The organism is Okeania sp. SIO2C2 (genome assembly GCF_010692625.1).
GTDB lineage: Bacteria > Cyanobacteriota > Cyanobacteriia > Cyanobacteriales > Microcoleaceae > Okeania > Okeania hirsuta.
Genome location: NZ_JAAHGM010000075.1, coordinates 1 through 21,210, shown reverse-complemented (window position 1 = coordinate 21,210; position 21,210 = coordinate 1). Strand labels below are relative to the sequence as shown.

At 39.3% G+C, this 21,210-nt stretch carries 17 protein-coding genes and 2 pseudogenes; 6 read left to right on the top strand and 13 right to left on the bottom strand.

Going from position 1 to position 21,210, the window contains the following annotated elements:
• Positions 1-57 precede the first annotated feature (57 nt).
• The 4 genes from F6K18_RS31595 to F6K18_RS31580 all read right to left on the bottom strand — a co-directional run bounded on the left by F6K18_RS31595 (position 58) and on the right by F6K18_RS31580 (position 1,244).
• The gene (locus F6K18_RS31595) at positions 58-189 is read right to left on the bottom strand and encodes a hypothetical protein (RefSeq protein WP_275670392.1); all 132 of its coding nucleotides are present in this window, start codon (positions 187-189) and stop codon (positions 58-60) included.
• Between the two features lie 230 nt (positions 190-419).
• Positions 420-542 (bottom strand): hypothetical protein, encoded by a 123-nt coding sequence (locus F6K18_RS31590; RefSeq protein ID WP_287526852.1) that lies wholly within the window; start codon positions 540-542, stop codon positions 420-422.
• A gap of 2 nt (positions 543-544) precedes the next feature.
• Positions 545-829 (bottom strand): transposase, encoded by a 285-nt coding sequence (locus tag F6K18_RS31585; protein ID WP_287526850.1) that lies wholly within the window; start codon positions 827-829, stop codon positions 545-547.
• Positions 830-1,073: 244 nt separating this feature from the next.
• Entirely contained in the window at positions 1,074-1,244 is a 171-nt protein-coding gene (locus F6K18_RS31580; protein WP_287526849.1) for a transposase, read from the bottom strand.
• Between the two features lie 176 nt (positions 1,245-1,420).
• On the opposite strand from F6K18_RS31580, the pseudogene F6K18_RS31575 reads away from it, so the two are divergent.
• Positions 1,421-2,199, top strand: a pseudogene (locus F6K18_RS31575) (IS5 family transposase).
• Between the two features lie 131 nt (positions 2,200-2,330).
• Here the strand turns inward: F6K18_RS31575 and F6K18_RS31570 are convergent.
• The 3 genes from F6K18_RS31570 to gyrA all read right to left on the bottom strand — a co-directional run bounded on the left by F6K18_RS31570 (position 2,331) and on the right by gyrA (position 5,549).
• Positions 2,331-2,543, bottom strand: coding sequence for a hypothetical protein (locus F6K18_RS31570; RefSeq protein ID WP_287526848.1), 213 nt, complete (start codon positions 2,541-2,543; stop codon positions 2,331-2,333).
• 52 nt (positions 2,544-2,595) lie between these two features.
• Entirely contained in the window at positions 2,596-2,757 is a 162-nt protein-coding gene (locus F6K18_RS31565; protein ID WP_287526846.1) for a hypothetical protein, read from the bottom strand.
• A 134-nt stretch (positions 2,758-2,891) separates the two neighbouring features.
• Positions 2,892-5,549: a DNA topoisomerase (ATP-hydrolyzing) subunit A gene (gene gyrA, locus F6K18_RS31560; RefSeq protein ID WP_287526844.1), complete on the bottom strand. Its 2,658-nt coding sequence runs from the start codon at positions 5,547-5,549 to the stop codon at positions 2,892-2,894.
• A 376-nt stretch (positions 5,550-5,925) separates the two neighbouring features.
• On the opposite strand from gyrA, the gene F6K18_RS31555 reads away from it, so the two are divergent.
• The 4 genes and pseudogenes from F6K18_RS31555 to fusA all read left to right on the top strand — a co-directional run bounded on the left by F6K18_RS31555 (position 5,926) and on the right by fusA (position 11,068).
• On the top strand, positions 5,926-6,846 hold the full coding sequence (locus tag F6K18_RS31555) for a histone deacetylase (protein WP_287526841.1): 921 nt from the start codon (positions 5,926-5,928) through the stop codon (positions 6,844-6,846).
• A gap of 496 nt (positions 6,847-7,342) precedes the next feature.
• Positions 7,343-7,578, top strand: a pseudogene (locus F6K18_RS31550) (RRXRR domain-containing protein); the annotation flags it as partial.
• A 3-nt stretch (positions 7,579-7,581) separates the two neighbouring features.
• The gene (iscB, locus tag F6K18_RS31545; RefSeq protein WP_287526838.1) at positions 7,582-8,625 is read left to right on the top strand and encodes an RNA-guided endonuclease IscB; all 1,044 of its coding nucleotides are present in this window, start codon (positions 7,582-7,584) and stop codon (positions 8,623-8,625) included.
• 352 nt (positions 8,626-8,977) lie between these two features.
• A complete protein-coding gene (gene fusA, locus F6K18_RS31540) occupies positions 8,978-11,068 on the top strand; it encodes an elongation factor G (RefSeq protein WP_287526836.1) in 2,091 nt (696 codons plus the stop codon).
• 690 nt (positions 11,069-11,758) lie between these two features.
• On the opposite strand, the gene F6K18_RS31535 is transcribed toward fusA, so the two are convergent.
• The 6 genes from F6K18_RS31535 to F6K18_RS31510 form a co-directional block, all read right to left on the bottom strand.
• Positions 11,759-14,977, bottom strand: a complete 3,219-nt coding sequence (locus tag F6K18_RS31535; protein ID WP_287526833.1) for a peroxidase family protein — start codon at positions 14,975-14,977, stop codon at positions 11,759-11,761.
• An 880-nt stretch (positions 14,978-15,857) separates the two neighbouring features.
• Entirely contained in the window at positions 15,858-16,163 is a 306-nt protein-coding gene (locus F6K18_RS31530; protein WP_287526831.1) for a hypothetical protein, read from the bottom strand.
• 528 nt (positions 16,164-16,691) lie between these two features.
• Positions 16,692-17,321 (bottom strand): hypothetical protein, encoded by a 630-nt coding sequence (locus F6K18_RS31525; RefSeq protein WP_287526830.1) that lies wholly within the window; start codon positions 17,319-17,321, stop codon positions 16,692-16,694.
• A 3-nt stretch (positions 17,322-17,324) separates the two neighbouring features.
• A complete protein-coding gene (locus F6K18_RS31520) occupies positions 17,325-17,618 on the bottom strand; it encodes a caspase family protein (protein ID WP_287526860.1) in 294 nt (97 codons plus the stop codon).
• A gap of 1 nt (position 17,619) precedes the next feature.
• The gene (locus tag F6K18_RS31515; RefSeq protein ID WP_287280076.1) at positions 17,620-17,871 is read right to left on the bottom strand and encodes a hypothetical protein; all 252 of its coding nucleotides are present in this window, start codon (positions 17,869-17,871) and stop codon (positions 17,620-17,622) included.
• A gap of 12 nt (positions 17,872-17,883) precedes the next feature.
• Positions 17,884-18,060 (bottom strand): hypothetical protein, encoded by a 177-nt coding sequence (locus F6K18_RS31510; protein ID WP_287526827.1) that lies wholly within the window; start codon positions 18,058-18,060, stop codon positions 17,884-17,886.
• A 489-nt stretch (positions 18,061-18,549) separates the two neighbouring features.
• On the opposite strand from F6K18_RS31510, the gene F6K18_RS31505 reads away from it, so the two are divergent.
• Positions 18,550-21,210, top strand: a 2,661-nt coding sequence (locus tag F6K18_RS31505; protein ID WP_287526826.1) for a filamentous hemagglutinin N-terminal domain-containing protein, incomplete at its 3' end; no start/stop codon positions are given.

Sequence of the window (21,210 nt, the reverse complement as noted above, 5' to 3'; positions counted from 1 at the left end):
GGATTGCTATATTTTGTGACAATAAGCATCTTAAAAAGCAATGTCAATATTATTTATCTACCAAAAACTCAAACTTTGATTTTTCCCTGCCACTACTACAACAGCAATATAATTAGATTCAGGAATAAACTGATATAAATACCAACGGGAAGCTGCTTGAAAATCTCCATTAATACTAGGGCGTGTCATCAATTAAAGATAAAGAGGTTGACATTAAAGGTATAGTATGCTTATAGAACCCCTGAGCGTATCTCTAAAAATTTAGGTGATCGCCAATCTCTGAAGCATTAGTCGAATAAAACACATAATTTACTTGGCAGTAGCATTTTCCAGGGTTCTTTTCCTGCGCAATGCTGCGCAAACAAAATTTTTAGTCAAGCTTTGATAGTCCTGCATGGTAATGGTAGGATACATATTTTTTAATTTCTCCCACACTCCTCATCTCCCCATCTCCCACACTTCCCATCTCCCCAAATTCCCCTCCCAGGAGGGGTTAGGGGTGGGTCCCCATCCCCCCAAACTCCCGGTGCTTCCTTTACCATTACTATGCACCACCACCCAAGCTTTTACACCTCTCCATCCAGGAATTGGTTCTTTCCATCACCCACCTGGCTTGAACGGGAACAAACCCTTTTTTTCCAAGATTCTCTTTCTCTAACTTTGATGGTTTTGGGGATAGTTTAAACCGAATCTTAGTCATAATTGCCGGATAAATTTTCTTTAACTCCTCTATGATCTTTTCGGGGTGGTATCCATGATCAAGTAAGATAGTAATCTGAGGAATATTGACTGGTTTGGATTTCAAATAGTCGATGTTGTTTGAGATCATTTCTATTCATCCTACATTGATGATGCATGTACAGTGGGTAAAAAAAGGAAAACCAAGACTATCAACTGCTAAGTGCCTCTTAATTCCATTTGTAGATTTGTCAAAACAGAATCCTTTGGACTTGATACTAGCATTGCAAGTATTTTTCACTGCCTGGGAATCAATCATGATTAAAGTTATCCCCGATCGCTTTTTTTTACCTGTTGACGTACTTGAGCGTGTAAAAGATCTCTAATATTCTCAATTACTCCTTGAGAACGCCACTGAATGTAGCTGCCAAAAAAACTGTGGAATCAGGAGACAAATCTTTGGGCAAATCACACCAATTACAACCATTCTTAAGTTGGTAGAGGATACCATCAAGTATTTGCCTTTTCGTCCATTTTGTGGGGCAAGTTTTCTTCTTTTTTGGCAATCATGGTTCAACTTGAACCCATTCTTTGTCTGTTAAACTGCTGGAATACGGCATTTGCCTAACTCTTGTTTAGGATAATTGGCGATCGCTACTTAGTATCACCTTGGACGGAAAAGATACGCTCAGGGGTTCTATAAAGAATAACTACAGAAATAACAGCCATAGGACTGCTCTAAATGACTAGACGTTATGGTTTGCGTGACGACCAATGGGAACCCATTCCACATTTACTACCAGGCCGTGAAGGAACTGTAGGAAGAACAGCATGCATACAACCGCCTCTTTGTAGAAGGGGTTTGATACAGATATCGGGCGGGAATTCCTTGGACAGACTTACCAGAAAGATTTGGGGACTTCCGCATTGTCCATACCCGTTTTAGCCGTTGGAGCCGTTCTGGAGTCTGGGAAAGACTATTTCAAACTCTAGCTGAGGATGCAGATCACGAATATGCCATGATCGATGCCACTATTGTTCGTGCTGATCAACATAGTGCCGGAGTGAAGGACAGTAGTGCAGAACAGGAAGACATTGGCTGTAGCAAAGGAGGATTGAGTACCAAGATACATGGAGTAGTAGATGCTCTGGGTAATCCTACTAATTTTTTTTACTACTGGTCAAGCATCCGACTTGGATGGGGCAGATGTAGTATTACCGATGGTAAAAGCGGAAGCAGTATTAGGGGACAAAGCTGATGATGTTCAGGAGCGGGTGCCAATCGCCTTTGACCCACAGAGGAACAGAGGAATAGAAGTAGTGATTCCCCCGAAAAAAAACCGAAAAGAACTGCGTAATTATGATCAGATATTGTACAAAGCAGGTCTATGAATCGAAAATTTCTTTGCCAAACTCAAACAGTATCCAGCATTGGCTCCGCCTAGCGGCAGCTATATCGCTACTAGATACGATCAACGTTCGGTTAACTTCCTGGGAGGGATTTATATCATGTCCGGTTGAATAGTTACATTTTGGAGGAAGGAAGGCAGAAGGCAGAAGGCAGAAGGCAGAAGCTTTTCTGCCATTTTTACCTTAATTTTATACACAAACGATGCTACCGGACATGATATTATTTGGTAGCCTCAGTCATTTTATACCAAGCGTGAAAAAATAATGTTACGAATAGTAAGAGGAATAAAAAGACTTTTCAGAATATTCCCTTTGACAAAAAAGATGACTTCCGACCTGAAAAATGGTATTGAAACCATTCCCATACGACTCCTGACTCCTGAGTTCCCCTCCTGGGAGGGGGAGGGGCGAGGGGTGGGTTGACTCCTAAGAAATATCCTAACTATTTGTAGCAAACATTTATCAATTTGGTATTATCATTTTCTTTGTGGGTTTAATACCCCACCGTCAACGGGGGTGTTCACGCATTACTTGGGGGAGCGAATCCCCATGTAATGTTCCTCCTGTCTCCTGTCTCCTGTCTCCTGTCTCCTTCTTCAAGAGCATAGCGATCGCCATCGACCTAGAGCATACAATACCCCTACTTGTCAATTTTTTAATTGATGACACGCCCTAATAAAAGGCAATTTTTTTATAATATAGATGATAGTAAGGAGTAGGGTAGAATTTCATACAATTTTCCTTTCTCCTTACTCCCGAAGGAGGGATTATATAACTATATTTAAGTCTCTATCCCTACCTCCTTACTCTTCCATATCTTCTGGGTCTATATCTTCTGTTTCTTCTGCATCTATTTCTTCCATATCTTCTATATCTTCTGTTTCAGTGGCAGGAACTAAAGCTACTTCTGCGATGGTATCTGCGTCATCTAGTTTTTGTACCCTTACTCCTGTAGCACTACGAGATTGAATCGAAATAGCGTCAACTGCTTGACGAATAATAATTCCGCGAGTAGTAATCATTATTAATTCTTCAGTTTCGTTGACTATTCGTAAAGAAGCTAATTTATCTTGTTTCCGTTTCTTCTTCTTAAACTTAGTAGCAATGCGACCTTTACCACCTCGGTTTTGTAAGGTAAATTGAGAAACTGGCACCCGCTTTCCATAACCACCAGTAGTAATAACTAATGCCCACGGACCACTATTATTAACTGACGTTGTTTCTTCAGTTTCTTCCTCTTCTATTTCTCCAGTTTCTAGTTCTAATTCTGCTTCTTCTAGCTCTAATTCTTCCTCATCAACATCAGCAATTTTATCTACAATTGAACTGGGCAAAATATCCATACTAATTAACTCATCATCTTCGATCAGTTTCATAGATTTTACCCCTCTAGTATTACGACCCAAAGAACGTAATTGCTTATTATCTGTTCTAAAGTGAATTGCCATCCCAGAACTAGAAGCAATAATCACACTATCATCAACTTTCGCTCTTCTTACCCATCTTAATTGGTCACCTTCAGCGAGAGAAATAGCGATTAATCCATTAGAACGGATATTAGAAAATGCTGATAAAGGTGTTTTTTTAATATATCCACCTTTGGTCAACATCACTAAAAATTCGTCATCAGTAAATTCAGAAACTGCCACTATAGAAGTTACTTTTTCATCTCGTGGAATAGGTAACATTTGTACCACTGGTACGCCCCGTGCTATACGAGAACCAATAGGAATTTGATAAGCATTTAGACAATAAACAACACCTCTTTGAGTAAAGAATAAAATACTATCATGGTCACAACAACTGAGAAAATGTTCAACTCCATCATCATCTTTCATTTTCGTACCAGACTTACCACGAGTTGCTCGACTTTGAGCCTCAAAAGTATTAACTGGCATCCGTTTAATATAGCCTTGTTCTGTTAGTAAAATAATTGCTTTTTCATTGGCAATTAAATCTGTATCATCTAGTTCACCTTCTGCTAGTTCAATGATAGTTATTCTCGGAGTAGCATAGCGTTCTTTTATTTCTAAAGCTTCAGTTTCAATAATTTCTAAAATCCGTTCTCGTTTAGCTAATATATCTTGCAAATCGGCAATTTTTAACAGTAATTCTTCGTGTTCTTGTTCAATTTTTTGTGCTTCTAATGCTGTTAATCTTCTTAACTGCATTTGTAAAATTGCGTCTGATTGTACTTCAGATAAACCATGATTTTCAATTAGTTCTTGTTTGGCAGTAGGAGTATCTGCCGCCTGACGAATTAATTGAATGATTTCATCTAAGTTATCTAAAGCAATTAGTAAACCTTGTAATAAGTGGTCTCTTTCTTCAGCTTTTCGGAGTTCGTATTGAGTCCTTCTCGTAATAGTTTCTATCCGAAAATCTAGGAATACTTCGAGATATTTTTTCAGCGTTAGTAACTGGGGTTCTGAATTTACTAATGCTAAAATATTAGCCCCAAAATTGGCTTGTAGAGTGGTTTGTTTATAGAGATTATTGAGTACAACTCTAGGATAAGCATCTCGTTTGAGTTCGATGACTACCCGCATTCCATCGCGATCGCTTTCATCCCTAATATCAGAAATGCCATCAATTTTTTTGTCATTAACCAGTTCCGCAATTTTTTCAATTAATGCTGCTTTATTAGTTTGGTAAGGTAACTCTGTGACAATAATAGCTTCTTTGTCAGGACGACCGCGCTGTTCGAGGGTTTCTATAGTGGCGACACCCCGCATAGTTATAGAACCACGACCGAGTGTGTAAGCATCGCGGATACCAGATTTTCCCAGAATTTGAGCCCCTGTAGGAAAGTCAGGACCGGGAATGTAGTGCATTAACTCAGTATCAGTTATTTCTGGGTTTTCGATCAGCGCTAGCAAACCATCAATAAGCTCCCCCAAATTGTGGGGAGGAATATTAGTTGCCATTCCCACTGCGATACCAGACGAACCGTTGAGGAATAGTTGAGGAATGCGGGAGGGCAGTGCCAACGGTTCTTGTTGAGAACCATCAAAGTTATCAACAAAATCTACTGTTTCTGCATCAATATCCCGCAACATGGCATCAGAAGTGAGCGCTTGTAGACGACACTCTGTGTAACGCATAGCCGCAGGTGGGTCATTGTCTACAGAACCAAAATTACCGTGACCGTGGATGAGGGGCGATCGCATTGAAAAATCCTGAGCCATTCGCACCAAAGCATCGTACACCGCTGTATCGCCGTGGGGATGATACTTACCCAACACTTCTCCCACCACACGAGCGCATTTACGGAAAGGGCGGTCTGCTGTTAACCCTAATTCGTTCATGGCGTAGAGTATGCGACGATGCACGGGTTTGAGACCATCTCTAGTATCTGGTAATGCCCTACCTACGATTACGCTCATGGCATATTCTAGGTACGATCGGGACATTTCATTACGGAGATCGGTCGGTACAATTCGTGACTCAGAAGTAGTCATACTAATGAAAAACTCCGTTAAATATATAATTAATTAGCAAAAAACCGAAAAAAATGGATTTCGTCCGATTAAGTTCGGTGTATTTGCCAAATTATGCTGTTTACGTCTACAATTATAGCATATTTTGTGTCTATTTTTTGAGAAAATTAATGAGTAATAGATAAGTATTTTCCGTCCGATTTCAAGTTAAAATACTGGTATGATTACACTGAAGAAGGAAGAAGGAAGAAAAAAGAAGGAAAAAGTGGAGGGGGATAGTCAATGACTTATAACTCCAACCATCTGTAAACACCGTGTAGACAGGGGGGTATTAAACCCAAAATCAAAAGATAAAAAGTTTCATTTCATAAAAAAATCTAATATCTAAAATTAACTGATGATTTCTGTTATTTATTCCGATGAATTTCTCGAACACAAAACTGGTATGCTACACCCGGAGCGACCAGAACGTTTAACTGCAATTGTCAAAACTCTCAAAACTTTTCCTCACAATGGCCAACTGCAATGGCGATCGCCCACCCCAGTACAACAGCGCCATTCATCATTGATGACACTACTAGAAAAAGTTCACTCTCCCAGTCATATTCAAGCAGTAGCAGAAATAGCTAATCAAGGTGGCGGTTATTTGGATGGAGATACACCAGTTTCTGCCAAAAGTTATGATGTGGCATTGTTAGCAGTAAGTGCTTGGTTAGATGGAGTCGATTTAGTGTTGGCAAATATCAATCCAGCGTTTGTGTTGGCAAGACCCCCTGGACATCACGCTGAAAGTAAACGAGGTATGGGATTTTGCTTATTTTCCAATGCAGCGATCGCAGCTCATTACGCTCTAGAGAAACCAGGTATTAACAAGGTCGCTATTTTAGACTGGGATGTGCATCACGGTAACGGTACTCAAGAAATTGTCGAAACCAACGAAAATATAGCCTACTGCTCCCTCCATCAATCTCCCTGTTATCCAGGCACTGGCTCTGCTGATGAACATGGTTTCCACAATAATGTACTAAATTTACCCATGTCACCAGGTACCACAATGGCAATTTATCAACCCACATTCGAGCAAAAAGTTGTACCCTTTTTAGCTAGCTTTCAACCAGATTTATTGATTGTTAGTGCTGGCTATGATGCTAACCGTGACGACCCATTAGCAGGTATTGCTCTACAACCAGAAGACTATGGAGAATTTACAAAATATTGTTTGCAAATAACCCGCAACATCTTATTTGGTTTAGAAGGTGGTTATGACCTACCTAGCTTATCTCAATCAGTAGTAGCAACAATTGAACGTTGTTTGTAGATTAATTCAGTTAGCCTCCTACCGGAAGAACTGTGTTAGCAGTTATCAGTACCTCCGGCAATAGGGAAGCTTTGAATATGTAGGTAAGTTAAAGTGATCGAAGATTTCAAAATCAAACATTATCAGGACTTAAATTAAACGGACATGACATGATATTAATAATTATATTTTAACTGAGACTGGATTGATTCGCTACCACTCAATTAATTTGCAATTTTGTAATTCTCTAGGTTGTGTGGGTACTAACCACAAATCTAATCAAAACGCAAATTTTGTGTTTAAATGGTTAGTCCAGCCCACTTTTTTCAAGTAAACGTTATTTTGGTGACAATACGTCAGGATGCTCCCTCCGCCAGTTCCAACCTCTATTGTTCGGCATTAAACAGCCAAAGAGATTTGAAAAGCTAGTGTGCCGAACGTAAAAAGCTTAAATAACCGGGCGAGGCCAACTTTACATCTGAAGAAATTGGTAGCTGAAGAAAATCAAGGCTTGCAATTAAAAATTGACCCTGGTTCTAAACAAACAGGCTTTGCAATGGTCACCCAAAGTGAAGAAGTTATCTTTGCAATGGTTTTAATCCATCGTGGTCAGCAAATCAAGAATGCTTTGGAACGACGGCGAACTCTTCGTCGAGGTCGTCGTCGAAAAACTCGCTACCGTAAGTGCAGATTTTTCAACCGCAAACGAAACAAAGGATGGCTGCCACCAAGTTTGAGACATCGGGTTTTGAGATCATGTCCGTTGGTATCGTTTGTGTAAAAGTTAGCGTGGATATCTACAGGAAATTTAAGTTTTTTTCTTGCTCAATTGCCTTCCTGTTTGTTGCCTGTTGCTTGTTGCCTGTTGCCTTCCTGTTTGTTGCCTGTTGCCTACCTTTTCTATACAATACCGATGCTACCGGACATGATATGACTGTAGAAACTTGGGTTAATAGACTTTGTAAACTAAGTCCGATAAGTAGTTTGACTATGGAATTGGCCAAGTTTGACACCCAGAAAATACAGAACCCAGAAATTTCAGGAGTTGAATATCAAAAAGGGGAACTATTTGGTGATCATGTCCGGGAGTATCTATTAGAGAAATGGGGTCGATTATCTGCTGATTGTGGGGCAACAGATACGCCCTTAGAAGTTGAACATATAGTTCCACGCTCAAAAGGTGGTAGTAATCGGGTGTCTAATTTAGCCATAGCTTGTCATCAATGCAACCAAAATAAGGGTGCTATGGATATTCGGGAATTTCTCGAAAATAAACCGTCTATACTAGCTCATGTTCTAAAGGTTGCCAAAACGCCATTAAAAGATGCTGCTGCAGTCAACACAACCCACACTCAAATCTTTGAAACTTTAAAAGCAAAAGGTTTGCGTGTGATTACCGGTAGTGGTGCTGGTACTAAATATAACCGTTGTCGCTTGAATTTGCCAAAAGAACACTGGATAGATGCTGCTGGCGTTGGTGAAATTGAAAAGTTAACAATATTTACTTCTCAACCCCTGGTCGTCACAGCAATGGGACATGGTTGCCGACAAATGGTACAGATGGATAAATATGGTTTTCCTAGGATTGGTGACAAAGCAAAAAAACCTGTACCAGGTTGGAAAACAGGGGATATGATCAATGTCGTCAAAGGCCAAAATGCTGGGTTAAAAGCAGTCAGGATGAAAACTGTGACAAGCAAAGGCAACTTTGATATCCGAGACGGGGATCAAATTTTGTCTGTATCTCGAAACCATATCCAACCGGTCCATAGACAAGATGGATACAATTACTCATTTTAAGTATATTTTTTCTAAGAGCATAAAAGTACCCTGGGGCGTAGGAAAATATAAATATTAGAAAGGCCAATCATCAGTAGAAATGGACAACTTGATTCAGGAAATGCCATGAAATAGACACAATAGTCCCTTACTGTACTTTAAAAGTGAAGAGTATGTCAAAATCAGCAATATAATTATGGGCATAAAACAGATATTTCAAACATTGGGTTTGAAATCCAGCGGCAGCTTAGGGCCAGCTAACTAGCAGAAACCTGTGTAGTGATTTCTCTCCTAGCTGCTAAGGCTAAATCTACCGCCTATATGTAATACTTAAGTAACACAAAAGTGTAGCACCTAACAAGAGAGTTAAATTATGAAAAAAGACCTCACTAATTATCGTAATTTCGGCATCTTCGCCCACGTTGATGCAGGCAAGACCACCACAACCGAAAGAATCCTGAAACTAACCGGAAAAATCCATAAAATCGGTGAGGTCCACGAAGGTGCAGCAACAACAGACTTTATGGAACAGGAGCAAGAGCGGGGTATTACAATTCAATCCGCTGCTACAAGCTGCTTTTGGAAAGACCACCAGTTAAATATTATTGATACTCCTGGCCACGTTGACTTTACCATCGAGGTATATCGTTCTCTCAAAGTTCTTGATGGTGGCATAGGTGTATTCTGTGCATCTGGTGGTGTAGAACCCCAGTCTGAAACCAACTGGCGCTATGCCAACGATTCTAAAGTTTCTCGGATTATCTATGTAAACAAACTTGACCGGACCGGAGCTGATTTCTACAGGGTTGTGAAGCAGGTTGAAGATGTACTCGCGGCCAAGCCATTAGTAATGGTATTACCTATTGGTATTGAGAATGATTTTGTGGGAGTAGTCGATCTACTAACCCGCAAAGCATGGGTATGGGATGATTCTGGAGACCCAACCAAATATGAAATTAAAGACGTTCCAGAGAACATGGTTGATGATGTAGAGAAATATCGGGAAGTATTGGTTGAAACTGCTATCGAACAAGACGATGATGTAATGGAAAAATATCTGGAAGGAGAAGAGCCAGATATTGACACTCTCAAAAATTGCATCCGTAAGGGAACCAATGAGTTGGCTTTCTTCCCTACCTACTGTGGCTCATCTTTCAAGAATAAGGGCGTGCAGTTGGTACTAGATGCGGTAGTTGATTATCTACCTAACCCGACTGAAGTTAAACCACAGCCAGAGATCGATCTAGAGGGTAATGAGACTGGTAATTTAGCTTATGTTGACCCTGAGAAGCCTCTGCGTGCTTTGGCATTCAAAATCATGGACGACAAATATGGTGCTCTAACTTTTACCCGCATCTATTCTGGTATGTTGTCCAAAGGTGACACAGTGCTGAATACTTTTACAGGTAAAACTGAGCGAGTTGGACGTTTGGTGGAAATGCACGCTGACTCTCGCGAAGAAATTGAATCAGCTCAAGCTGGTGATATTGTTGCTATCGTTGGTATGAAGAATGTCCAAACTGGTCATACTCTCTGTGACCCTAAAAATCCTGCAACTCTAGAACCGATGGTGTTCCCCGATCCAGTGATTTCTATTGCTGTGGCAGCAAAAGATAAAGGTTCTGTGGAAAAACTGGGCATGGCATTGAGCAAGATGGTTCAGGAAGACCCGTCTTTCCGAGTTGAGACAGACCCGGAAAGTAATGAAACTATTATCAAGGGTATGGGTGAGTTGCATTTGGATATCAAGGTTGATATTCTGAAGCGGACTTATGGGGTTGATGTGGAAGTTGGTAAGCCACAAGTAGCTTATCGCGAGTCTATTACTAAGCGTCTTGAAGATAGTTATACTCACAAGAAGCAGTCTGGTGGTTCTGGTCAATTTGCTAAGATTGACTATATTTTTGAGCCAGCTGAACCAGGTGAAGGTTTCCAATTTGAGTCAAAGGTGACTGGTGGAAATGTGCCCAGAGAATTTTGGCCAGCCGTGCAAAAGGGTTTTGAAAGTAGTTTTGAAAAGGGTATGTTAGCGGGTTTCCCTTGTGTGGATATGAAGTTTACGTTGATGGATGGTGCTTTTCACCCGGTTGACTCCTCGGCGATCGCCTTTGAGATTGCTGCTAAGGCGGCCTATCGACAGTCTTTTTCTAAGGCATCTCCTCAGTTACTCGAACCGATTATGAAGGTTGATGCGTTTACGCCTGACGATCATGTTGGTGATGTAATTGGAGACCTCAACCGCCGTCGAGGAATGATTAAGTCTCAAGATTCATCGCCTATGGGTACTCGTATTAAGGCAGATGTGCCATTGAGTGAGATGTTTGGTTATATTGGTGATTTACGGACTATGACTTCTGGTAGAGGTCAGTTTTCAATGGAGTTTTCCCATTATGCACCTTGCCCTGCGAATGTGGCGGAGGTAGTAATTAAGGAAGCGAAAGAGCGTCAAGAAGCTAAGAAATAGTTAGGTCTGGTATATAGAACCCATTTGAGATCTATTTAAAAATAAAGGGGCAGATGGGGAGATGGGGGATGGGGTGTATTGAAGTATTTTCAATTATTGCTTCTATCCCACTCCCGACTCCATGGCTCAAAATTGTCATCCAGCTCAAGATACCAAATGGGTTCTATACAGGGTTGAAAACTTAAAATTAACTTCCCTGGCGGGAAGTCCCGCGCTCTCCTGTTGGCGGAGCCTAGCGGCAGCTATTAGGGGAGCGTCGGGATGAAAGCCAAGGCCAAGAGTCAGATACCTCCATGCACTAAACTTTCTTATACCCTTAACAAGCTAGGAGGTATTTTGTTACTATCAAGGTCAACACAGGGGGTGGACATCATCTCTGGCAAAACAGCGGTCAGTTTTTTTCCTGACTGAAGAATCCTGGGTTGTCGCGTAGGCACAACGTCGGGAGTATGTCAAGTAGAAAAGCCTTGTATAGACATCTCTAGAAAACCTTGTAGGGGGGGTTCGGTGGAAACCTCCTACAAAATTTTTTATTTTTTCCCTAATGGGATATTTGATATAGTAAGCTGTTTTGCATTTAAACCATATATCTAATTTTTGTCAGCTGACACAGAGTTTCTGCTTTCTTTTAGGTCCTGTTTCGCAAACATAGGAAGGTAATACTTTTCATGTCAGCGACAACCAAAAACGCTATACAAAATTAAACTGGTCTGAATTTAAAACTAGCTCGGTATGGTTTTGCACAAGAGCGATCAATTCTGGTTGGTTCTGATTCGCTATAGAAAAGATTTGTGTATGTTGTTGGTTTTCGCTCAGTTGTAGTTGATAGTCATCGGCATTACCATGTAATTGAATCCGGTCGCGATTTGGTTCAAAGTCATAAATAACTGTTAGGTCTTCAGCACCTGTGGTATTTGTTTGACCATCATCGTAATAAACTACATCTTCATCTCCTAAGACGAAGATATCTGTTCCTCTGTTACCCCAGATGTCATCGACTTCTCCTCTACCTGGAGTATTACTATCAGGGTTGACACCAATTAATAAATCATTACCTTGACGACCTGTAATTTGGTCATTTCCTTCATTGCCAATGAGGGTGTCATTTTGGTTGGTGCCGATAATTTCTTCGTCTTTTGAAGATTCTTCCCAATTCTCAACTCCAGTTTGGTCTGTGCTAGCATTGAAGTTACCTACAGCATTTCCTGTACCAATCACATTATTACCACCACTGATAAAAGAGTTTTGTGACTGAGTAACAAAATCAATATCGCTATTTTCATTATCAGCAACAGTGCTAGAAGTAATAGTTGTTGAGGTAATAGAAGTATTTCCGAAACTAGCAATACCACTACCACGACCATCAGGAGCATTATTTTGGATAATAGTGGTATTTTCGACTTCAGCTACACCGAAATTGAAAATACCTCCACCATCTGAAACCGCAGTATTTTCAATAATTGTGCTATTAGTAATAATGGCAGTGGGAATATTGCCAAAAACATTATCTTTGACATAAACACCACCGCCATCATCTTCCGCACTATTACCACTAATGGTACTATTTGTGATTTCTGCATTACCGAAAACGGCGACCCCTCCACCATCAGCAGTAGCGGAAAGAGCTACATTATCACTGATGGTACTGTCGATAATCTCAGTGTCACCATATACAAATATACCGCCACCATCATTATTCGCCGTGTTACTACTAATGGTACTATTAGTAATCGTAATATTTCCCGGACTCCAGTTGTAAATACCTCCTCCAGTATCGTTGGCAAAGTTATGAGAAATTTCACTGTAGGAAATATTAATTTCTCCACCATTAAAAATACCGCCACCAGAAGCTAATCCTTCTTTTGTCTCGTTATTGCTAATAGTAGTGTTGGAAATGGTAATATTACCTGTTTGAGCATTGAAAATACCACCACCATCCTCATTTGCGGTGTTACCTGTAACAGTACTGTTACTTAGTGTGAGATTTTCTCGGTTAAAAATACCACCACCATCATCACCATTACCAGTAACGTTGCCACCTTCGATAATAACTCCATCTATAGTCACCTGACTTTGGACGCTATTGTTACCATCATCGATCTGAAAGACACGGGAGTTACCTCCAGCATTTATGTTAACTGGGTTATTTTCATAACCATCAATATGAAGGTTTTTATCTATTCTCAGTTGCCCACTGGTCAGATTTATAGTTTCACCAGCAATACTGGGGTCAAATACAATAGTATCGCCAGAATCAGCATTAGCGATCGCCTCTCTTAAGGAACCCTGACCACTATCGTTAGTATTTGTCACAACAATATCGGGCACAAAGAAAACATTATCTGAAATATTATCAATATCAGTATTTAACTTGACAAGATCCGATAAATTCAGATTCTCTAACCAATCTGAAACAGTACCATTTTCCCCTAACTGCCACTGAGCAAGGTCAACATCATTTTCATACCAGAAGCGATCGCCATCTCGTAAACGTTCAAACTGGTCTTCTAAAATTGCTTCATTCAATTCACCAATACTAGAATTAGGCAAAGTATTCTCTGACAACATCCCCACCCACTGGTCAATATTATCAACATCACCATAAAGTTCCTCTAATGCTGCCACCACTTCTGGGTCAGAAGAAATATCGCTAAAATCATTCACCCTTGACAAACCCAGTGCTTGCCGCACCTCATTATAATTTGCCAAACCATGGTCGCGACCGCGCTGGATATTCAACGCTGCCAAATCTGTACCATTTGCCACAGGTCCACCACCGGGTGCCCCAGTAAACAACAAATTCCGCAAATCATCCACTATTTTCGCGTCTGTCTGCTGCTGTACCTGGGTAGCTAAACCCCGCAAAACAGGTTCTATTCCTCCATCTTCGGTAATGCGCTCTGGTTGGAAAAAGCCTTGAAATAAATCTAGTTCACCAACGGGAGCAGTAGTGCCATCTTCGTTGAGACGTGGCACAGTACCGCTAACTAGAGTGTGACCCAAACGGAAACCAGCAGTAGAAAATTCTGTATTGATACCAGGATTAACAGTTGTATCGTAGCCATTATAAGGATCTAGAGTTACGCCTAGAGAAGGTAAAAACTCTTTATATGTAATCGCTTGAATTTCTGCTCCCACTATTTTACGCGCTCGTTGATAAATCTCTTCATCGCGATCGGCAGTATTTGAGGGTAAGTCTGTGTGGGTGGCATCAATAATTTCTGCTAAACGGTTATGTTCCCGCACAAATAAGGTATGCAACGAAGTTAAGACCGCGTGTTCGTTTGCCCGCTCGTCCCCTGCCACAAAAGTGCTTTCACCAATACTTTCTTCCATGGCCATAGCAGGAGCATCTGGGTCATTTCCCCTAGTAGGTAGTAAATCTCCTGTAGAATGGGCAGTAACTTTCAACTTTCCGCCATCGAAACTGCGTAACCAGTTAGCACGGTCTTCATCACTACCATATACTTGACTTGCATCCAACCAAGCGGTGAGTTCATTGGCGTGTTCTCGGGGGTTGTTAATATCAGTGCCAGTATTCTGATCAAATAGCGATCGGGTAACGGGAATAAATGACCCAGGGGTGTAAACTGAGTCACCTTGAGGAATGAAGATGTTTGCACTTTCAGCATTGTTACCTGACTGTAAGTGAGTCAAAGTAATATCATGGTCAACAAATTGTCCCCATGCCCAGACATAATCACTTAAATTTCGTGGGTCTGGAATAGATTCTTGTTGGTCGAATAGGGTATTACTAATATTGCGAGGATTAGGGTTATTAGGATTAGCTAATTCTTGTATTCCATCTGCATAAGCAGCTGGTGTAAAACGAAGTAAATTTTCACCTGTTTGACCATATTCGGGATGATTTTGATTATTATTACTACCGTCAATTTCACGAAAATTCATAGTTTATTTAGAGTAAATTGTAGAAGATATTTGTATATAGATAATTGCGGAATTTACCTAGAAAATCAGGATAAAAATATCGCAATTTTTAGGGTTGATCTCTAGAGATTTTTTTGAAGTGGATCGTCAAGGAAGATACTAAAATTAGCAAGAATATTTTTCTCGCTCGTACAGAAGAATTGTTGTGATTGATGCAGTGATAAAAAACATATACCAGATTAAAATTGTGCTGCAAAAATCATACATAATAGCTCAGAGATAATTGCTATATTTTTGAAGTAGGTGGTATAGATTCAATTAGTTAGTTAGGGTTTAGTTCGCAATTAGATACTACAGGTGAGGTATGGAATATTAAACAAGGGCAGTGAAAAAATGAGAAAAAAGTTAGATATTTCCTACTCCCTGTAACAGTTGGTGGATAATTATAGCTCTTGCTTCCTAATATTAAATTATATTCATCAATACTAGGGGGAAATAAAGATATCCGGACTAAAAAACTCATTTATAGCAATGAGCGCTGGTATATTTACAAATTGCAGGAGAGGCCAAATAGCTAAAAGTCTTATATTACCTGCAATTTATTCCCCCTTCCGGAGCTGTTGCCTTCCGGAGCTGTTGCCTGCGCACAGTGCTATATATCATGTCCGGTAGCATCGGTATTGTAAGCGTGAAGGTAAGGAAGAGAGAAGAAGGAAGAGGGAAGAAGGCTTAAAAGCTTGAAAAAACCTAAATTTCCTGTAGATATTCACCCTTGGTTTTACACAAATGATCAAGTGCGGACATGATATTAATTGTGAAAATGAAATTCTTCTTGCCTGTTGTTGGATTAATACCCATCGCCTAAGTTCATCAAAAGTATCAGTTGTTATTTAAACTCCATTTAATTAAAAATATATTGAGAACCCCGATCCATTTTGATACGCAAATAACCTTCTGTATCCCAATACCATTTGTCTCCATATTCAACTTTATTTGTCCAAACCCGAACTCTGGAATTTTCTAGGAATAAAACATTGGATTGAATTCTATCATTCCAACAAATAATTGCAACAACCCCCCTATCTTGACTACTTGTTTTTTGCTGAAGTCTTGTTTTAACAACTTCTCCAGAAAATTTTCCGCTACGACCATAGGGAATAACTTTTTTTCCATTTATAGACTGAAAGTTTTTGTTTGATTTTATCAAGTTTAAAGGCGAAGATTTTTCGATAGGGTTCACAACTGGATATTCTTGTTTATAGTTTTTGCTCTGCGGGTATTGGTAGGGGTTTTTAATCTCCTCAAGTTATCCTATAAATTTTATGATAGGTGTAATAATCTCGATAATAGGAGTAGCTGTTTGAGGAGAAAATAGTGATAATCCCAGAAGTATAAAAAAAGTACCAAGAGATTTATTGTGCATGATTCTTTAATTTCTTTTTTAAGTTATAAAATTTTACTTTTTTAGACTTAAATAACTGTCATTGTAACGATCTTATATCATGTTCGTTGAATACTTACACTTTGGAGTAAGGAAGGCAGAAGGCAGCTTTGCTGTAGGTAGAAGGAAAAGAAAACTTCAAGGCCAGAAGTTTTTTTATAACTGATTATCCGTTAGCGTAGCTCCCCCGGAGGGGGAACATGATATTAGACCACAGTAGGGACGTTCCATAGAACTTCCCTACATGGATTGAGGAGCGATCGCTAAATTAGCAGCGCCAAACAGATACTAACATTACATTGACATGATAGTCATAACTCCATGACCTTGCATATTTGATAAAGTAATAGTCTCCTCACATCCTAGCAAACCATTAATAATTACAGCCCGTCGCAAATTATTTTCAGAAGTATCGGAAGGCACTATTTCTAATGGAAACTCTCCAGCTCCTTTAATAATACTAATCGGAGTTTGAGCCGGACATTCATCCTCTATATCTTGTTCGCCACAATTAGTTTTTTGTTGATTTATTAAGCGGATTTGCCTGTTAGTTTTATCAAGAAATTCCCAACTGCGATTAAAGATATATTTATATAAAATATCCGCATCAATAATTCCCAAATTATCAGCAGCTTTACCCAAAAAACATTGAATAAAAAAATAAGTAAATAATCCATGTTTTATATCTTTCCATTTTCTATATTGTTCATAATTATCGCAAAACAAAAGCGCATAAAAACCTTTACTTTTAGCTGCCGTTTGCCAAAATAATTCAATTAATTGTGGAGCAATACTAGATATTTCAAGTTCAGATAATTTCTTACTTTCAGATAAATGCTGAAAATTAATACTTGTTCCACCACTATGACAAGCATTAATAAAAATCAATTGATATTTAGCACCACTTTCTGTCAACTTTTGCAAAATTTATGCCAGAGGTAAACCTGTTGTAGCTAAATTATTAGTTTGAGTATTTTTCAGACATAATATTGGTTGCTGAATCTGTTTGTCTAAAAAACCATGACCAGAAAAATAAATTAAAATAGTATCTTCTTTAGTAGCTTGAGTAACTAATTGATTCAAGCTATTTTTCACCACATCAAGCAGAGGAGATTCAGGTATATTATCGTGATGGATAATAATAGTTTTATTCGTGAATAATTTTGTAGCTGATTCTAATGCAGCCTTTAATTCCTGACAATCATTAACACAATAATTCAGGTTATATCAAATCCGGTTGAATACTTATTATATAGTTGGCAGAGATGGGGAGATAGGGAGATGGGGAGATGGGGAGGTAGTCCGATTTAATATTGAAGTGTGGTATAGAATTATAAACATATACTGTATAGCCGAATTCTATATTATTTATTCGGCTATCATCATCTTGATTAATTCCTACTAAAATAATTAAAATTTTGTCTTCACCAGTTTGAAGTTTTTCTACATTAGAATTACCTGCTGATTTCGGCATAATTCGATATTATTACTCCATAATTGTATTGGAGAAAGAGTCAGAATTAAGAGTGCGGTCAAATACCAAGATAAGGAAGCTAAATTCACCCGTGGTCAAGAATTCCATTCTAACTCCTGACTCCTGTCTCCTGACTCCTTTCTTAATAATATATACGATGACAATAGGAAAAATTAGGTGGTGGTGCATAGTAATGGTAAAGGAAGCACCGGGAGTTTGGGGGGATGGGGGTATGGGGAGATGGGGAGATGGGGAGTGTGGGAAATGGGGAGATGAGGAGTGTGGGAGAAATTAAAAAATATGTATCCTACCATTACCATGCAGGACTATCAAAATTATACAAATAAATTATACAAACTTGAAAATTTAGAAAAACCTATAATTGGTATACTACCCGAAATATATGAATATTATTTATAGTAATTTTTATTCAGGTATAGTACCGTAGAGACATTCCATGGAAGCTCCCTAGCATGGTTGTAGTTATCACTTGGCGTTGGTAATTGGTAAGATGATTTTCTACTAGGGGTGATACCCATCACTTACTCTGGTTAGATATTTAGAAGCATCAGAAACAGATTACTCTTAAAGTTTCATCTCTTGATTTACCAACGCCTATCACTTTATATTCTATCTTGACTAAAAATTTCAATTAAATCTAACCCAGTCTCAATAACCATGATGAAAACCTTCAGGGTTGCATATTATCCCTTGTCTCTGTTGATGCCTCTACTATTGGGAGTAGTACCGACTCCTGGGAAAGCACAACCCATCACTCCTGCTAATGATGGCACGGGTACAACCGTCAACCAAAACGGCAACCAATTGAACATTCAAGGAGGCACCCGTAGCAAAGACGGCAGAAACCTCTTCCATAGTTTCGACCAATTCAATGTCAACTCTGGCCAAACCGCCAACTTCCTTACCACCCCAGACACCCGCAATATTCTGGGCAGAGTTACAGGTGGTAATGCTTCTATTATTAACGGTCTTATTCAAGTCATTGGCAGCAATTCCAACCTTTTGTTGATGAACCCTGCTGGAATGATATTTGGCCCTAATGCCAGTCTCAACTTACCCGCTTCATTCAGCGTGACTACTGCCACAGGTATTGGTTTCAACAGCAACAACTTTTGGTTTCAAGCTATGGGAACAAATGACTACTCAAACCTAGTGGGAAATCCCAGTGGTTATCGTTTTAATGTATCAAACCCAGGCGCAATAGTTAATGAAGGAAATTTAAGTTTAAACCCAGGGGAGAATTTGACCTTATTGGGTGGCACAGTCATCAACACTGGGGAACTCTCTACCGCAGGAGGTAATGTTACTATCGCAGCAGTGGAAGGTGGCAGCACTCTGAGAATATCTCAACCAGGGCATTTGTTGAGTTTAGATGTATCCTCATCAGTGGGAATTACAGAAGAAACAAATTTCACACCCTTATCATTACCAGAATTATTAACAGGTGGGAATGAAACTCATGCTACATCCATGAGTGTTAACGCTGATGGTGATGTAGTATTGATAGATGCAAATACTTTGGTTGCTGATACTCCAGGAGATGTGCTTGCCTCTGGGAATATAGATGTATCCACCACTCCTAACTACCCCTATGAGGAGGGAAATAGGAATCTTGGTGGACAGATTAATGTGTTGGGCGATCGCGTAGCAATTATTGATGCGAATATTCATGCTGATGGTATCAACGGAGGTGGAACAGTATTAATTGGAGGTGATTTTCAAGGTAATGGAATAGTGAGTAACTCTCAGCAGACGTTTGTCAATAATAACTCATTTATTTCTGCTGATGCTATTACAAATGGTGACGGAGGAAGGGTAATAATTTGGTCAGATGGAGTAACTAATTTTGCTGGAAATATTAGTGCTAAAGGGGGAGATTTTTTTGGTAATGGAGGGTTTGTTGAAGTATCTGGAAAACAAGAATTAATATTTGATGGAGATGTTAATGTTACTGCAGGGTTTGGCAATACAGGAACAATATTATTAGACCCAGAAAATATCACAGTGGGAGAGTCAGAAAATACTGAAAGTTCAGAAACAGTAGATAATAATTCGGAGGTGGCATCTGGTGAAAATTCTGAAAATTCTGAAACCACAGAAAATATTGAGAATTCAGAAATAGCAGAAAATACTGAAAGTTTAGAAACAGAAACAGTAGATAATAATTCGGAAGTGGCATCTGGTGAAAATTCTGAAAATTCTGAAACCACAGAAAATATTGAGAATTCAGAAATAGCAGAAAATACAAATTCAGAGACAGAAGTTACTTCTAAAGAAATTGCTGAGAATTCAGAAACAATAGAAACAGAAACACCAATAGACCCTTTTGCTCAAGATGAAAATTCTGATGTGACAATTTCAGCAGAAAATATTGGGGAGTTATCAGGAGATATAATTTTATTTGCCGACAACGATATAACAATTAATGAAAAGATAGAAACTACCGAATCTGTAGAATTAAAAGCCGGACGAAGTATTAATATAAATGCCGATATTGACACATCAATTGGTAATGGAAATATTGATTTACTTGGTAATAATGATGATCTGAATTTGGCTAATCGGAGTGAGGGGAAAGCTTCCATAAATCAATTAGATGGAACGACATTAAATGCAGGCAGTGGAACTATTAATATTCAGTTAGGAAACTTAGGAGAAGTAGGGGATATAAATCTGGCAAATTTAACAACAACAGGAGAGGTTTTAGTTAATGCTAATGGGGGAAATATTGCCAGAGTTTCTGAGAATTCAATTATTAATGCGGGTAGTGTTTTATTTGAAACTTTTGGCAATGGAGGAATAGGTTTAGCGAGTGCGCCATTGCGGTTAGAAGCGGGGAATTTGGAGGCGGTTTCCGGGAATGGTGGAGCGTTTTTTGATTTGTTGGGAGATGTGAATATTGGTGGTGTGAGTGAGGATGTCAATGGTATTGTTACTGCTGGTGGAGATATAGAAATTCAGAGTGCAGGAAATGTGACTTTAACAGAAAGTATTTCTACTTCGGAACAAAATGCTCCCACTTCGGAGCAAGATGCTCTCTCTTCGGAGCAAGATGCTCTCTCTTCGGAGCAAGATGCTCCGACTGTGGAAAATAATTCTGAGGTGGCATCTAGAGAAAATACAGAAGTTGATAGTGGGACAGGTGGTGCAATTAATATTGAAGCTACGGGAGATATTGTTGCTACGGGTAGCGGAATTAAAGCTAGTGGGGAAAGTGTTTCTTTGTCTGGAACGAATATTACGATCAATGATGAATTTGATGAAACTTCTGGGGATGCGGATGTTAAGTTGGAGGCGACAAATGATATAACTGTTGAG

Coding starts and splice junctions, on each gene's coding strand:
- F6K18_RS31590 (WP_287526852.1), bottom strand. CDS start 542: ATGGTAAAGGAAGCACCGGGAGTTTGGGGGGATGGGGACCCACCCCTA.
- F6K18_RS31515 (WP_287280076.1), bottom strand. CDS start 17,871: ATGCCGAAATCAGCAGGTAATTCTAATGTAGAAAAACTTCAAACTGGT.
- F6K18_RS31510 (WP_287526827.1), bottom strand. CDS start 18,060: ATGCACCACCACCTAATTTTTCCTATTGTCATCGTATATATTATTAAG.
- gyrA (WP_287526844.1), bottom strand. CDS start 5,549: ATGACTACTTCTGAGTCACGAATTGTACCGACCGATCTCCGTAATGAA.
- F6K18_RS31595 (WP_275670392.1), bottom strand. CDS start 189: ATGACACGCCCTAGTATTAATGGAGATTTTCAAGCAGCTTCCCGTTGG.
- F6K18_RS31535 (WP_287526833.1), bottom strand. CDS start 14,977: ATGAATTTTCGTGAAATTGACGGTAGTAATAATAATCAAAATCATCCC.
- F6K18_RS31555 (WP_287526841.1), top strand. CDS start 5,926: ATGATTTCTGTTATTTATTCCGATGAATTTCTCGAACACAAAACTGGT.
- F6K18_RS31585 (WP_287526850.1), bottom strand. CDS start 829: ATGATCTCAAACAACATCGACTATTTGAAATCCAAACCAGTCAATATT.
- fusA (WP_287526836.1), top strand. CDS start 8,978: ATGAAAAAAGACCTCACTAATTATCGTAATTTCGGCATCTTCGCCCAC.
- iscB (WP_287526838.1), top strand. CDS start 7,582: ATGTCCGTTGGTATCGTTTGTGTAAAAGTTAGCGTGGATATCTACAGG.